This is a genomic window from Halorussus lipolyticus, assembly GCF_029338375.1.
Classification (GTDB): domain Archaea; phylum Halobacteriota; class Halobacteria; order Halobacteriales; family Haladaptataceae; genus Halorussus; species Halorussus lipolyticus.
Window position 1 is genome coordinate 416,860 of record NZ_CP119805.1, and the last position, 13,364, is coordinate 430,223.

The following is a 13,364-nucleotide window of genomic DNA, read 5'->3' on the forward strand; positions in this document are numbered from 1 at the left end:
CCCGGACCGGAAGTTCTCGACCTACGTCTGTCCGGCGTGGTGCAACTGTAACTCGTCCGATTCGACGAACCGAGCGAACACGAACAGCGGCGTTCCGAGTAGTATCGCGGTCGTGACCGTCACTGTCACGTTCGTCATCTCCGCAAGGCCGAACCCGGACCCGACGATTAGCGGGAGGACCGCGAGACAGCAGACGGCCACGAGGAGACCCACGATACTGGCCGATTCGCGGAGCGAGCGTGCCGTTCCAAGTGCGAACATGGCCGTGATGGGCACCACAGTCAGCGCGATGGTGTTCAGAACGACGATGACGAGGACGACGCCTATCGAAAGCCGACTCGAAACTGGCTGATTCCAGAGAACGACCCCACCGGCGACTTCCAAGAGCGTGAGGATGGGGACTGCGACGAGGCTTGCGATACCCGCGACCTTGATTCCGTCGGACACGTCTGCGCGCCTGTTTCTGGAAACGTAGGCCGCCCCAATCGCCGCGACGAGCAGGAAGGCGACCAGCGGGCGCACGTAAACTAATGCACCCTCGAAGGCGGGGTAGGTGATGCGCGAGGCCAGTCCTATCACCGCGAGAACGACGCTTGCGATTCCCGCGGCTTTCGGGTTCTGTTCGAGACTCATTAATTCAATTGACGGGTGAGCCGATTTTCCCTGCACCAACAGTTTGTAGTACTTTCCGACGGGTGATGTCTGGCCGGAATTGTTGACTGTATTTCATATATGTGGAAATGATGTATACCCTATTTATATTTTTGTTAGGATATAAAATGCACAGCAGTCTCGGTTATCTACATTTCTCCCACAAACTGTCGATTTCCATACTAAACTTCGTTTCCGCGAATCGTTTTGAGGGATGGTAGCATACTTCTCTGTATGGCGACAGACGACCCAACGTCCGACGATTCACCCTCCGCCGAAACGTCGTTCGTCCGCGTCGCGGACGCCGCGGAACTCCGCGAGGAGGGCCGAATGGTGACGCGCGCCGACGGTCGGGCCATCGCGCTGTTCCACCACGAGGACGAGTTTCAGGCCGTGGACAACCGGTGTCCCCACATGGGCTTCCCGCTGGCCGACGGGACCGTGGACGACGGCATCCTGACCTGCCACTGGCACCACGCCCGGTTCGAACTCTCCTGCGGCGACACTTTCGACCCGTGGGCCGACGACGTGCAGAGCTTTCCGGTCGAAGTCCGGGACGGCGATGTGTACGTCAATCCCCATCCGGACCCCGACCTCCCGCCGGTCGAACACTGGTCGAATCGGCTTCGGACCGGACTGGAGGAGAGTCTGCGGTTGGTCCTCGCCAAGTCGGTCATCGGACTGGCCGACGAGGACGTGGCCTACACCGACCCGCTCGAAACCGGCCTGCGGTTCGGCGCGCGGTACCGCGACGACGGGTGGAGTTCGGGCCTAACCATCCTGTCGGCGATGGCGAACCTCCACGGCGAACTCCGGCCCGACGACCAGCGTCGGGCGCTCTACACAGGTCTCTACCGGGTGGCCCAGAACTGTCAGGGCGAACCGCCCAAATTCGACCAACCGTCGTTTTCGGCCCGCGACCTCTCGCGCGACCGCCTCGAATCGTGGTTCCGCGAGACCATCGAGGTCCGGGATAGGGACGGCGCGGAGCGGTGTTTGCAGACCGCAATCGCAACCCTCTCCCCCGAGGAGGTCGCCGACATCCTCTATCTCTCGGCGACCGACCACCTCTACATGGCGTCTGGCCACACCTTCGACTTCATCAACAAGGCCTGCGAGGCGCTGGACCACGTGGGGTGGGAACACGCAAGCGAAATTCTGCCGAGCGTGATTCCCCGACTCACCGAGGCCTCCCGGTCCGAGGAGCAGTCGTCGTGGCGTCAGCCAATCGACATCGCGGAACTCACTTTCGACGCCGCCGACGAACTCCCCGGCCTCGCTTCCGAGGGCGAGGACGCCGACTGGGACGCGCCCGAGGGGTTCGCCGACACGCTCCTCGGCGACGACCCCGAGCAAATCATCACCGGGATGAAATCTGCGGTCCGGAAGGGTGCGACCCCCGCCGAACTGGCCGGCGAAGTCGCGCAGTCTGCGGGAAGGCGGGTCGCTCAGTTCGGGACCTCCAACGAGTTCAACGACTGGGACACGGTGCATCACACCTACTCCTACGCCAACGCGGTCCACAAGGCCGCCCTCCGAACCGACTCGATGGCCGGCTATCGAGGCGCGTTCGCTGGCGCGATGAGCGTCTACCTCGACCGGTTCCTCAACACGCCGCCGACGCCGATTCCCGACGGGACGGAGGTCGAGGCCCCCGAGGACCTTCGGGCGGACCTCCTCTCGGTCTTCGACGAGGAGGGCGAGGTCGATACGGCCGGGAGACTGGTCGCGGCCTACCTCCGCGAGGGCGGCGACCCGGCGGAACTCAAGCGGGTCCTCGGCGAGGGCTTGCTCCGCGAGGACGCCGATTTCCACACGCTCCAGAACGTCGAGGCCGCCTTCGAGCAGTTCGACCTGACCGACGACTCCGACCGCGCCCGGACTCACATGGTCGCCACCGCCCGGTACGTCTCGGCCCACGTCCCGACCCGGCGCTCGGCCGAACAGACCTACACGATTGCGGACAGGCTACACCGCGGCGAGGCAGTCCACGAGGCCGACCGAGACTAACTGTATGTTTCTTAAAGAAACGAAAAGCGTGCTTAGAGAACGAGTACTGTTTCCATCTCACTCCGACACCGCGGGGAAGCCCAGCGCCGCCAAATCGACGTGTTCGCGGATCAACTCGGCCGCGGCGTCGTAGGGCGACTGCCTGTTTTGTTCGCGCTCCGGGCGAGACTTCCCCGCGGACTCGAAGACCCGAGCGACGAACGCCTCGCGGACGTTCCGGTTCTCAAACAGGCCGTGAAGGTAGGTTCCAAGCACGTCGCCGGTCGCCGCGCTCTCCGGGCCGAGAGGCCGGGCGATTGCTTCCCCATCCGCCACGGCCTCCGTCACCGCCGACCGGCCCGCGTGAATCTCGTACCCCGAGGTCGCCCCGGTCGCTCCCGCTATCGGCCCGACGCCATCGACCGACCGCGAGACCCGTTCGACGCGCTTGTCCGCCGAAAAGCGGGTCTCGACCGGGAGGAGACCGAATCCCGCGACCGCCTCGCGCTCGCCGGTCCCTTCGACGCTGGCGTTCGTAATTCGCTCGCCGAGCATCTGGTAGCCCCCGCAGAGACCGACCACCGGCCCGTCGAAGTCGGCGAGTGCGTCCCCGAATCCGGCCTCGCGGAGCGCCAGCAGGTCGTCCACCGTGTTCTTGGTCCCCGGCAGAACTACGGCGTCGGCGTCTGTGAGGTCGGAATCGAGCGGGACGTAGGCCACCCGCACGCCGGGTTCGCGGGCCAGCGGTTCGAGGTCGGTGACGTTCGAGGCCCGCGGGAACCGGGGCACCGCGACCGTGACCGCGCTCGCGTCGGGCACGCCGTCGTCTTGCCCTCTCACCGACCGCTCGCCCGGCGATGGGAGCGAAACGCTGTCCTCCTCGGGCAGACCGGGGTCGTCGTAGGGCAGGACGCCCAGCACCGGCACGCCGGTTCGGTCCTCGAACTCCGCAATTCCGGGTTCGAGAATCGACCGGTCGCCGCGGAACTTCGTGATGATTGCGCCGACGACCCGCTGGCGCACGTCGTCTGGCATCAGTTCGAGGGTGCCGTAGAGGCTGGCGAACGCGCCGCCGCGCTCGATGTCGGCCACGACCACCACCTCGGCGTCGGCGAACCGGGCCGTCTCGACGTTCGCCAAGTCGCGGTCGTGGAGGTTGATTTCGGCGATGGACCCCGCGCCCTCGGCGACGACGACCTCGTGGTCGTCGGCGAGTCGGTCGTGGGACGCCTTCGCGGCGTCTCTGGCCGTCTCCCAGTGGTCGTCGTAGTACGACCCCGCCGAGAAGTGGCCGACCGCCTTGCCCCGCACGACGAGTTGGCTCTCGCCGTCGCTGTGGGGTTTGAGCAAAATCGGGTTCGCGTCGGTCGTCGGCGTGACTCGGGCGGACCGGGCTTGGACGTACTGGGAGACGCCGATTTCGCCCCAGTCGGTCTCCGCGGCGCTACTTCCCTCGGCGCTTCTCTCGTCGTCGGGCGAGAGCGCGACTCGGGCGTTGTTGCTCATGTTCTGGGCCTTGAACGGGGCGACCGAGACGCCAGCGTCCGACAGCGCCCGACAGAGGCCCGCCGAGACCGTACTCTTGCCGACGTGGCTGGCGGTCCCGGCGACCAGCAGGGTTCTGGTCACGGGTCGATTGTCTCGGCCATCAGTACTCGGTCCCTTTCCGGGCCGAGTGGCCCGACTCGATGGGGTGGGCCTCCTTCTCGACGTGGGTCACGAGGTCTGCGACCTCGCAGGCGTAGTCGGGCCGGTCGTGGCCTCCGGTCAGAACCAGTTCGAGGTCGTCTGGCTTCGATTCGACCAGTTCGACCACCTCGTCGGGGTCGAGGAGACCCCGGTTCGCGGCGTACAGAATCTCGTCCAGAATCAGCATGTGGACGCCCTCGTCGGGGTCCGCGTCGAGGGGAATCGGTTCGGTGTCGCCTTTGGAAGCCTTAATTATGTTCTTTGCGCGCGCGAGACCGCCCTCGGCCTGCGCAGTGTGTTCGTCGTCGTCGGACCCGTCGAGGAAGCCGTGCCACCCGTAGTGGCCGGTGTTCTCGTAGGTGAACCCCGAAATCTGCTCGATGGCCTCGTACTCGCCGCGAACGTCCTCGACGCTTCCCGCGCCGCCCTTCATGAACTGGACCATGTGGACCCGGTAGCCGTGGCCGCCAGCACGGAATCCCATTCCCATCGCCGCAGTGGTCTTGCCCTTGCCGTCGCCCCACCAGAGTTGGACCAGACCGAACTCGTCGGGGGTCGAAGGGTCGATGGTTCCGGTCGGGACCGGCCTGCTCGTCTCGTCGGTCGATGCTCGCTCGCTCTCGTCGTTCTCGCTCTTTGATTGCTCGTCCGTCATGGTCAGATGTTCTCCGCAAAGGCGTCGAACGCGCCGCTTTCGGGATGGAGGTGGCAGTAGGTGCCCAGCGTCCGATACTCGGTCAGGCCGTCTCGCTCGCCGTCGATGCCGTCGCCGCGGGCCACGTCGAAGGCGAATCTGGCGTCTGACGCGGGGTCGGCGCTGGAGTAGTGGAACTCGTGGCCGCGGAGCGAATCGCCCGCGCCAGCGGTCAGCGTCTCGTCGCGGGCGGTCAGTTCCACGTGGTCGAGGGCCTGATACCGGTCGCGCATCTCCACGTCGGCGGGCAGGACGCCCGCCATCTCGTAGGTCTCGCGGTCCTCGTTCGCTTCACTTTCGGTCGTGGTCAGCGACTCACAGAGGACCATCAGGCCGCCGCACTCGCCCAGAATCCCCAGTCCCTCGCTGGCGCGGTCGGCGAGCGTCTCTAGGGCCGGACTCTCCGCAAGTCGGTCGGCGTGGAGTTCGGGGTAGCCGCCGGGGAGGTACACCCCGTCGCAGTCGGGCAGGTCGTCGCCCGCGACCGGCGAGAACGTCGTCACCTCGGCCCGCGCCCCGAGTCGTTCCATCGTCGCGGGGTAGCAAAACCGGAAGGCGGCGTCCCGAGCGACCGCGATTCGCTTGTCGGTGGCCGAGTCGGCCCGGTCGGTCTGATTCGGTCGGGGTGGCTTCCGAGCGGTCGCCAGCAGTCGGTCGGTCCGGATGTTCTCGGCCGCGGCGTCGAGCGCGTCCTCGCTCAGGGGTCGCTCGTCGCCCATCTCTAACCCGAGGTGTCGGTCCGGAATTTCGAGGTCGGGGTTCGGCCCGATGCGCCCGAAGTAGGTCAACTCGTCGGGCAGGGCCTTGAGGATGCCCTCGGCGTGGCGGCCGCCGTGAGCGCGCTGAACAAGGACGCCCGCAACGTCCACGTCGCGGCCCGCTCGCTCGGCGTACTCCCGGAAGCCGAGAGCCGTGGCGGCCACGCTCTCCATCCCGGCGCTGGCGTCGGCCACGAGGACTACCGGCAGGTCCAGTGCTTCGGCCACCATCGCGGTGCTGGAGCCATCGCCGTCGTAGAGGCCCATCACGCCCTCGACCACGCAAATGTCGCCCTCGCCGCGGTGGTAGTTGCGCCGGAGGCCCTCACGGCCCTCAAGCCAGCAGTCCAGCGTGCGAGACGGGCGTCCGGCGACCTGCTCGTGGTGGCTCGGGTCGATGAAGTCCGGACCGGCCTTCGCGGGTTGGACCGCGTGCCCGTCGTCCTGCAACGCTCGTATCACCGCGAGCGTTGCGACGGTCTTGCCGACGCCCGAACTCGTTCCGCCGAGGAGGAACCCTTTCACGCTCGGGCCTCCCGACGCTGTGTTTCGCTGTCTCCTCGCCGAAGTACCATCGTTCCGTAGTTACAACAAGCACAGTTTAATTAGCTGTGGTTTCGGCCGTCCCGGTCGGCGGTCGGAGAGAACGGACAACTTAATTGAGGTATAACAAATAATATTATGGATGAAAGAATTAATTTGATACTTGCACTTTGGTTCCACGTCGCTCGCTGTCGCTCACCCCTACTCTCACCCACCCGGTGCTGTTCGGCAGTGGCGGCCGAAATTCCTCCGTTGTCGCTCCCGGCCACCAGTACAACCGCAGTAGTACAAGCAAGATTGAAGTAAGTAAAAAGTATTTGTATAACCGATGAACGAAGACAGCGGTGACCGCCGTGGGGCGGACGCCGACGAGGAGCACCGCGCCGACCGCTCGTCGCTCGGGCCGGGACCGGACGCCACCCGACCGAGCGCCGGGTTCGAGTCGCCCGCCGACACGGCGGCGGAGTCAGACCGGGCGAGAGCGACCGACCGAACCGGGGCGTCGTCGCGGGTCGATTCCGTCGGCGATTGTGCGACCACCGATACCGTGGACGGAACAGACGGCGCTTCGGCCGGGAGCGCGCCGGAACCTACCGACGCGGAATCCGCGGACACGTCGGCCTCCGCGCCTATTTCCGGCGGCAAAGTGTACCTCGTCGGCTCCGGACCCGGCGACCCCGGCCTGCTCACTCGCCGAGCGTGGGGCCTCCTCGAATCTGCCGACGCGGTTCTCCACGATTCGCTGGTGGGGGAGGCCGTCCTCGACCAACTCTCCGAGTCGGTCGAAGTCGTCAACGTCGGCAAGCGCCCGCCCAATCGGACCTCCCAGAGCGAAATCAACGACATGCTGGTGGACCGCTCGCGCGACGGCGAGGCCGTCGTCCGACTCAAGGGCGGCGACCCGCACGTCTTCGGGAGGGGCGGCGAGGAGGCCCAATACCTCGCGGACGCCGACGTGCCATTCGAGGTCGTACCGGGCGTGTCCAGCGCCGTCGCCGCGCCGGGGGTCGCGGGCATCCCGCTGACCCACCGCGACTGCGCGTCGAGCGTCACCGTCATCACGGGCCACGAGACTCCCGACAAGGACGAGAGCGCGCTCGACTGGGACGCGCTGGCCGACACCGTGGTCAGCGGCGGCACCCTCGTCGTCCTGATGGGCGTCCGGCGACTCTCGAACAACGTTTCCGCGCTCCGGGACCACGGCGTCCCGGCCGACACCCCGGTTGCGATGGTCCAGAAGGCGACGTGGGGCGACGAGCGGACCGTCTCGGCCACGCTGGCGACCATCGAGGACGCGAAGCAGGAGACCGGCATCGAACCACCTGCGGTCACGGTGGTCGGCGACGTGGTTGGCGTCCGGAGCGAGACGAGCGAGTGGTTGGACAGGTGACCACTGCCGCCGATAGTTCGCTGTGCGCAGTTCTGCGTGCGGCGAGTATCGCGTCGAGTGAGGTTTCTGCGAACCGCCCCGACTCGTTGTCAAAACATATTTGGGGGACGCGCGCATCGACAGAATCAAGCCCAATTGGAGTAATTAAAATTCAGTTGATTGGGCGGCGCGAGGACAACCAATGACAGAGGAAGCACTCGTACTCGTCGGCACGGACACCCCGGACGCACGCGACGTTCTCCGAACGCACGCCAACCGCCTCCGAAACCGAGGAGTGGCCGAATCGGTCCACACCGCGTTCTACGGCGCGGAACCCATCGCGGACCTGCGCGAGACCTTCGAGTCGATTTCGGCCGACGCGACCTACGTGGTCCCGATGCGGACGGCCCACACCCACGGGACCACCGACGACGTGCCCGCCGCGCTCTCGTTCGTCTCGGGCGACGTGCGCTACTGCGAACCCGTCGGCCGGAGTTCGGCCGTGACCGGCGTGCTGGTCGAGCGAGCGACCGCCCGCGTCCCGGCCTCGTCGTCGGCCTCCGTCGTCGTCGTCGCCTTCGGGAGCAGTTCGCTCCCCTACCAGCGCCAGACCGCCGAGTACCACGCCGCCCGCATCCGCGACCAGACCGACTACGGCGAGGTCGTCACAAGCTATCTCGTCCAGAACCCCGCCGTCGAGTGCGCCCGCTACAACGTCTCGAACGACCGCGCGGTCGCCGTCCCGCTGTTCGCCTACCGGACTGAGGCCACCGACGACCGAATTCCGGCGAAACTCGAACTCGACCGGGGCGGTATCGAGTACGCCGACCCATTGGGTGCCCACCCGCGAATCACCCGCGCCGTCCGCGCCGAAGTCGAGAAACAGCGCGTCCTCGCCGGCGACGACGCCGCCGTTTCCTTCGAGGCCTCGCTCGCACAGGCCCGGCGACCGGTGGCGACCGACGGCCGCGGCGCGCTCTGATTGGCTTTCGGTCCTCGCTACGCTTCTTCTCCGAACATCCGGCCCAGAACCGCCCGGACTCCGAGCGCGAGGACGACGAATCCCGTGAACCCGACCCCTATCCACGACCACTCGGTCGCGCCGAGCGCAACCACGCCGAAGGCGGCCCGAATCGGCGTGTAGAGAATCCCCAACTGGAGCGCCAGCGTCACCCCAATCGCAGACACCAGCCACCGGTTCGAGACGACCGAGAGGTCGTAGCGCGACCGAATCAGCTGAATCCGGACCATCTCGATGGCCACGAGGAAGGTGAACAGCACCGACTGGGCTGTGACGAGGGTCGCCTCCACCAGTCCGTAGAAGAACAGCGCCAATCCCGTCACCGTCATCAGGACGCCGATGACTCCGATGGAGACCATCACTCGGCGGTTCACCACGCGCTCGGTGGACTCTCTCGGCGGGCGCTTCAGCACGTTTTCCGACTTGGGGTCGGCCCCGAGCGCCAGCGCCGGCAGGCCGTCAGTCACCAGATTCACCCACAGGAGCATGACCGGCGTGAGGACCACGGCCTCGTCGGCCCCGGCGAAGGTCTCGGGGAAGAACGCGGCCCCGACCAGCGCGCCGACGAAAACCACCAGCACCTCGCCCGCGTTGGCCGACAGCAGGTAGTTGACGAACTTCCGAACGTTGTCGAAGACCCCGCGGCCCTCCGCCACCGCGTCCCGAATCGTGGCGAAGTTGTCGTCCCGAAGCACCACGTCGGAGGCGGTTCTGGCCACGTCGGTCCCGCGCTGGCCCATCGCTACGCCCACGTCGGCGCGCTTCAGGGCGGGGGCGTCGTTCACCCCGTCGCCGGTCATCGCCACCGTGTGGTGGTTGTCCTGCAACGCTCGCAGAATCTCGACCTTGTGGGTCGGCGAGACGCGGGCGAACACCTCGACGCTCTCGACGCGCTCGGCGAGTTCGTCGGCGGAAAGCGCCTCGACTTCCGGCCCGGTCAGCGCGTCCTCGGGGTCGAAGCCCAGTTCCGCGCCGATTGCCTTCGCCGTCTCGACGTTATCGCCGGTCGCCATCACGGTCCGAATCCCGGCCCGCCGGCAGTCGGCCACCGCGTCGGCGACCTCCGGTCTGGGCGGGTCCATCAACCCGAGGAGACCGACGAAGGTCAACCCACTCTCCAACTCGTCGTCGGGCGCGTCGGGATTGACGCCGACCCGGCGCGCGAACCCCAGCACCCGGAGGGCGTCACCCGCGAACTCGCTGTTCGCGTCCAGAATCTCGGCCCGCCGGTCGTCAGTCAGCGGACTCTCCTCGCCGTCCTCCAGCACCGAGTCGCACCGCTCCAGAATCACCTCCGGCGCGCCCTTGACGTAGGCCGTCGGAACGTTTGCGTTTGCGTTTACGTTTCCGCTTACGCTTTCGTTTTCGCTTTGCTCGGCCACGACGGTCATGCGCTTTCGCTCCGACGAGAACGGAATTTCTCTGCGGCGCTCGCGGTGCCACTCGACGCCGGCCTCGTCGGCAGACCGGACGAGTGCGACCTCTGTCGGGTCACCGCGATATTCGTCCGTCGCTCCGTCCTCGGCGCGCTCGGCGTCGTTGCAGATTGCGCCGGTCCGGAGGAGGACGACCAGTTCCGGCGGGATGGTACCGCTCCCGTCGGTTTCGGCGCGCTCCTCTGCTCGGGCGGGGACTGCTTCGCGCTCGCCGGTCGGCAGGACGAGGGTCTCGCCTCCGGCGTAGGCCCGCCGGACCGTCATCTCGTTTTCGGTCAGGGTCCCGGTCTTGTCGGTGACGATGGTGTCCACCGCGCCGAGGCTCTCGACCACCGGGAGTCGCCGGACCAGCGCGTCCTTCCGGAGGAGTCGCCGGGACCCGAGCGCGAGCGTCAGCGTGACCACCGCGGGCAGGCCCTCGGGCACCGCCGCGACTGCCAGCGTCACCGCCACCAGCAGGACCGAGATGGGGGCGGCACCGGTGAACAGCAGTTGGACCACCGCGACGAACGCGATGATTGCCAGCGTCAGCCCCGCGATTCGCCTGCCGAGGGCATCGACCTCCTCCTGAAACGGGGTCGGTGGCTCGTCGGTCGTGCCCAACTGCTCGGCGATGGCCCCGACTTCGGTGTCCATTCCGGTCGCCACCGCGATTGCCGTGCCTCGGCCGCCCACCGCGTGGGTGTTCATGAACACCATCCCCTCGCGGTCGGCGGGAGGCGCGTCGGCCCCGACCGCCTCGGTCGATTTCTCGACGCTGGCGCTCTCGCCGGTCAGCGCCGACTCGTCGGTTGCGAGGCTCTCGGCCCGAATCAGTCTGCCGTCGGCGGGAATTACGTCGCCCTGCGTCACGAAGAACACGTCGCCGGGAACGACCTCGCGGGCGTCCACCGTTCGCTTCTCGCCGTCGCGCAGGACCGTCGCGTCGGGCGTCGAGAGCGACCGGAGCGCCTGAATCGACTGCTCGGTCCGGTAGTCCTGCGCGAAGCCGAACAGGCCGTTGGCCAGCAGGATGGCGAAGATGAGCGCGGCCTCGGCGTACTCGGGGTTCTGGCCCGGCAGGAAGCCGACGCCGAGCGAGAGGAGCGCGGCGACCACCAGCAGGTAGGTCAACCAATTGCGGAACTGGGCGACGAACAGCGCGAGCGCCGATACCTCGCGCTCCCCGCGAATCTCGTTCGGGCCGTACTCGTCGTAGCGTCTCTCGGCCTCGGCTTGGGAGAGGCCCTCCTCGGTGGTGTCGAGGGCATCGCGGACCTCGCTGGGGGGTTCGGCGTGCCAGTCCATCGAGAAGACCGTCGAAACGCACGTCGTCCAGTTCCGAAAACGTACCGGGCTACGCGAGGTGGCCGACCGCGCCAGACGCGGACGCAGACTCGGCTATCGGTCGCCCGGCGTCGCTCTCCCGGTCGGTTTCGTCGCTGTCCGACTGGTAGTCGTCCCAGTGGTCGTCGTCGTAGCCCAATCGGTCGGCGATGTCGGGATTCGTCCGCTCGAGGTCGTGCTGTGGGTCTCCGTAGCGCGCCGGGTTTCCGACGCCGACGGCCTCGTGTTGGCGCTCTCCGTACCGAGTCCGCTCGATTCGCTCGCCCGGAATCCGTGGCTCGGACATGTTTTGACCTCCCGACGTGGAGTTCGTTCCCGAGTCGCATATCAATCGTCCTCGATTCCCGGCCTCCGAGAAATTGGCAACTGCCTGAGGACAGGCGCGAAACCCGAGCGTTTTCGATTTCGTTTACGCAAACGTAAACGCAAACTGCTCCGAATGTCCGTCTCCTCGGGTTCCCGCTACCGTGCCTCTCCTTCTCACGCCCCGGATTGACGTACCTTCGGCTCACCGGCTTTCCTCGAAAGAATATACCTCGTGTACCCCTACCCGAGGTATTCGTTCGGTCACACTAATCGCTTAAATGCTTTGTGTTCCTCAGCGGGACTGGGCTGTCGAATCGCCCGTCCTCGTCGTGAGACTCCGAGAGGAACATCGGGACCGATAGACTCCTCTGTAATTCTTTGCCACTGGAATTTATTTCTCTACTATCGGTAAATACGTCTACGAGTGCGGTCGAGGCCCCGATGTCGAGGCCAGACACTTACTCCGTCGCGGTCGGCGCGTCGTCGTCGAACACTAACTTCGACCCCGGACCGACGCCGGTCCGATTGGCGAACCCGCGCGGGAGTTCCACGACGTACTTCGCCGGTCCGTCGCTCGGGTAGTTCGCCAGTTCACCGGTCGAAGCGTTCGGTTGGACGCTGGCGTGCTGGACGTTCAGCACGGTCCCGTTCTCGGCGACGAATATCATATCCAGCGGAATCAGGGTGTTCTTCATCCAGAACGAGACCTGCCGGGCGTTCGGGTAGACGAAAACCATTCCGGTGTCGTTGGCCAGCGACTCCCGGTGCATCAACCCCGACCGGCGCTCGTCGGGTTCGTCGGCGACCATGAGCGATACGGTGGCGTTCTCCTCGTCCTCGACCACGAACGTCGCGTTGACGACTCGCTCTACGTCGGTCGTCGTCGGCGGTGCGGGCGAGTCGGCCTGCCGATTCGCGTCGGCCAGCGACCCGTCGCCGGTCCCACCGATTCCCCCCATACAGCCAGCGAGCACGACCAGTGCCCCCACCAGAAGTACCGCGTGTGGCCTCATGTTGTTACTATACTCCTCGGCCGACCAAAAAGGTTAGACGGCGACGAACAGGAAGCCGACGAGTAACGACAGGGTGACGACCAACTGGACCACGGCCGAACCGAGGACCCCGACGGCGGCGAAGACGGCCGCCCGAGCGCCCTGTCCCGCGCTCTTGGTTCGGTAGAACTCGGCGGCGAACACCGTGCCAGCGATGCCGAGGACCAAACCGATTGGCCCGGCGACGAAGAACAGGGGGATGCTCACCAGACTCGCCAGCGCGGTGGTCCGCATCGACGCGCCGCCCGCGTTCGCGGCCAGCGCCCCGCCGAACTGGTCGGCGACGATTGCTAACAGTCCGACCAGCGTGAACGCGACCAGCACCGCGAGGCCGGGCACCGCGTAGCCCGACGACCACCAGTAGAGGTAGATTCCCACCAGCGACAGGGCCGCGCCGGGAACGACTGGCACAACGCTTCCGACAACCCCCGCGAGGAGAAGCGCCACGGCTACGAGAAAGAACACGTCCATGCCCCGGTTTTCGGTCTCGCACCGGTTAGCGATTCCGGCCTTCGAGTCGGCAGGCTCCT

11 protein-coding genes are annotated in these 13,364 nt (G+C 66.5%); 3 read left to right on the forward strand and 8 right to left on the reverse strand.

Annotation, left to right across the window (positions count from 1 at the left end):
- Positions 1–21: 21 nt before the first annotated feature.
- Complete coding sequence (locus P2T57_RS19005) at positions 22–633, reverse strand: hypothetical protein (protein ID WP_276302321.1); 612 nt, start codon at positions 631–633, stop codon at positions 22–24.
- 252 nt (positions 634–885) lie between these two features.
- On the opposite strand from P2T57_RS19005, the gene P2T57_RS19010 reads away from it, so the two are divergent.
- Positions 886–2,661 carry a Rieske (2Fe-2S) protein gene (locus tag P2T57_RS19010; protein WP_276302322.1) on the forward strand — a complete coding sequence of 592 codons (1,776 nt, stop codon included), beginning with the start codon at positions 886–888 and terminating at the stop codon, positions 2,659–2,661.
- 57 nt (positions 2,662–2,718) lie between these two features.
- Here the strand turns inward: P2T57_RS19010 and P2T57_RS19015 are convergent, their stop codons facing one another.
- The 3 genes from P2T57_RS19015 to P2T57_RS19025 are packed head-to-tail and all read right to left on the reverse strand — an operon-like array spanning position 2,719 to position 6,306.
- A complete protein-coding gene (locus P2T57_RS19015; protein ID WP_276302323.1) occupies positions 2,719–4,269 on the reverse strand; it encodes a cobyric acid synthase in 1,551 nt (516 codons plus the stop codon).
- Between the two features lie 19 nt (positions 4,270–4,288).
- On the reverse strand, positions 4,289–4,984 hold the full coding sequence (locus tag P2T57_RS19020; RefSeq protein ID WP_276302324.1) for a cob(I)yrinic acid a,c-diamide adenosyltransferase: 696 nt from the start codon (positions 4,982–4,984) through the stop codon (positions 4,289–4,291).
- 2 nt (positions 4,985–4,986) lie between these two features.
- Positions 4,987–6,306 carry a cobyrinic acid a,c-diamide synthase gene (locus P2T57_RS19025; protein WP_276302325.1) on the reverse strand — a complete coding sequence of 440 codons (1,320 nt, stop codon included), beginning with the start codon at positions 6,304–6,306 and terminating at the stop codon, positions 4,987–4,989.
- A 649-nt stretch (positions 6,307–6,955) separates the two neighbouring features.
- Between P2T57_RS19025 and cobA the strand changes: the two genes are divergently transcribed.
- Both cobA and P2T57_RS19035 read left to right on the forward strand, forming a co-directional pair.
- Entirely contained in the window at positions 6,956–7,714 is a 759-nt protein-coding gene (gene cobA / locus P2T57_RS19030; RefSeq protein ID WP_276302534.1) for a uroporphyrinogen-III C-methyltransferase, read from the forward strand.
- A 181-nt stretch (positions 7,715–7,895) separates the two neighbouring features.
- Positions 7,896–8,675: a CbiX/SirB N-terminal domain-containing protein gene (locus P2T57_RS19035; RefSeq protein ID WP_276302326.1), complete on the forward strand. Its 780-nt coding sequence runs from the start codon at positions 7,896–7,898 to the stop codon at positions 8,673–8,675.
- A gap of 17 nt (positions 8,676–8,692) precedes the next feature.
- Here the strand turns inward: P2T57_RS19035 and P2T57_RS19040 are convergent, their stop codons facing one another.
- From P2T57_RS19040 to P2T57_RS19055, 4 genes are all read right to left on the reverse strand, one after another.
- Positions 8,693–11,437: a cation-translocating P-type ATPase gene (locus P2T57_RS19040; protein ID WP_276302327.1), complete on the reverse strand. Its 2,745-nt coding sequence runs from the start codon at positions 11,435–11,437 to the stop codon at positions 8,693–8,695.
- A 49-nt stretch (positions 11,438–11,486) separates the two neighbouring features.
- Entirely contained in the window at positions 11,487–11,762 is a 276-nt protein-coding gene (locus P2T57_RS19045) for a hypothetical protein (RefSeq protein WP_276302328.1), read from the reverse strand.
- A 478-nt stretch (positions 11,763–12,240) separates the two neighbouring features.
- Positions 12,241–12,795: a DUF192 domain-containing protein gene (locus tag P2T57_RS19050; RefSeq protein WP_276302329.1), complete on the reverse strand. Its 555-nt coding sequence runs from the start codon at positions 12,793–12,795 to the stop codon at positions 12,241–12,243.
- A 33-nt stretch (positions 12,796–12,828) separates the two neighbouring features.
- A complete protein-coding gene (locus P2T57_RS19055; protein ID WP_276302330.1) occupies positions 12,829–13,305 on the reverse strand; it encodes a DUF456 domain-containing protein in 477 nt (158 codons plus the stop codon).
- Between the last annotated feature and the right edge of the window lie 59 nt (positions 13,306–13,364).